General features: G+C 64.8%; 2 protein-coding genes. Both read left to right on the top strand.

Translation table 11 applies throughout. The features are described from left to right. Positions 1-972, top strand: a 972-nt coding sequence (locus WBB85_RS02640) for an alpha-ketoacid dehydrogenase subunit beta (RefSeq protein ID WP_432637073.1), incomplete at its 5' end; no start/stop codon positions are given. Then, positions 969-1,715, top strand: a 747-nt coding sequence (locus tag WBB85_RS02645) for an ACP S-malonyltransferase (RefSeq protein ID WP_432637074.1), incomplete at its 3' end; no start/stop codon positions are given. The genes WBB85_RS02640 and WBB85_RS02645, both read left to right, overlap by 4 nt.

A 1,715-nucleotide genomic window follows, 5' to 3' on the forward strand; every position in this document is an offset into this window, starting at 1 on the left:
CTGATGCTGGAACACCCCGAGATCGTCATGATGGGCGAGGATGTCGGCCGCAAGGGCGGCGTCTATGGTGTCACTCAGAAACTGACGGCGCGTTTCGGCCCGGACCGGATGATCGACACGTTGCTGGATGAGCAATCCATTCTGGGTCTGGCCATCGGCATGGCGCAGAATGGTTTCGTGCCGATGCCCGAGATCCAGTTCCTCGCCTATCTGCACAATGCCGAGGATCAGATCCGGGGCGAGGCGGCGACGCTACCCTTCTTCTCGAACGGGCAATACACCAATCCGATGGTGCTGCGGATCGCGGGGCTTGGCTATCAGAAGGGCTTTGGCGGGCATTTCCACAACGACAATTCGGTCGCGGTGTTGCGCGACATTCCGGGCGTGGTCCTCGCCTGCCCCTCGAACGGGGCGGATGCCGCGCGGATGATGCGCGAATGCGTGCGGCTGGCGCGGGAAGAGCAACGGGTCGTGGTCTTCCTCGAACCCATCGCGCTTTACCCGATGCGGGACCTGCATGGGGAAAAGGACGGCGGCTGGATGTGCCGCTACCCCGAACGGTCCGAGGTGATCGGGCTGGGCGATGTGGGCGTGCATGGTCGTGGTACGGACCTTGCCATTGTCACCTTCGGCAACGGCTATTACCTGTCGCGGCAGGCTGAACGGCGGCTGGCCGGGGCGGGTGTAAAAGCGCGGGTCGTCGACATGCGCTGGCTGTCGCCCCTGCCGGCGGACGCATTGGTCGATGCCGTGAAAGGCGCGAAGCGCATCCTGATCGTGGATGAAACCCGCCGCTCGGGCGGCGTGGCCGAGGCGCTGATGGCGTTGTTTTCTGAACGCACCGATGTACCAAAGGCGCGGCTGACCGCCGAGGACAGCTTCATCGCCACCGGCCCCGCTTATGCCGCCACAATGCCGTCGGCGGGCAGCATATACGACGCCGCCATGGCGCTGATCGGGGGGGCGAAATGAAAACCGCCGTTGTCATCTGCCCCGGACGGGGCACCTATACCAAGACCGAACTTGGCTACCTGCAACGCCATTTCGCCGACCGCGCGTTACTGGGCACTTTCAACCGGACGCGCGAGGCGATGGGGCAGGAAACGCTGTCGGCACTTGACGGGGCGGCCAGCTATTCGGTCGCCAAGCATACCCGCGGCGACAATGCCTCGGCCTTGATCTACGCGGCGACATTGGGCGATTTCCGCGCCATCGACGGGGTCGAGGTGGTCGCCGTCACCGGCAATTCGATGGGTTGGTATTCGGCGCTCGCTTGCGGTGGCGCGCTGACGGCGGAAGCCGGGTTTGAGGTGGTCAACACCATGGGCACCCTGATGCAGGAAGCCTTGATCGGCGGGCAGTCGATCTACCCCTTCGTGGGTGAGGATTGGCGGCCCGACCCGGTGCGCAAGGCGGAACTGATGGCGCTGGTCGCTGATATCGAGACACGCGCGGACCATGTTCTGACGCTCTCCATCGACCTTGGCGGGATGCTGGTGCTGGCAGGGAACGAGGTTGGGTTAAAGGCATTCGAGGAAGCCGTGCCACCGGTGCAGGGCCGCTTTCCGATGCGCCTCGCCAACCACGCAGCCTTCCATTCCAGCCTTCAGGCGCCCGTCGCCGAACGCGGCCGGGCGCATCTGTCGCCGTCTCTATTCAGCCAGCCGAAACTGCCGATGATCGACGGGCGGGGGGCGATCTGGTGGCCAGGCGCC

The organism is Albidovulum sp. (genome assembly GCF_049646345.1).
Lineage (GTDB): Bacteria > Pseudomonadota > Alphaproteobacteria > Rhodobacterales > Rhodobacteraceae > Albidovulum.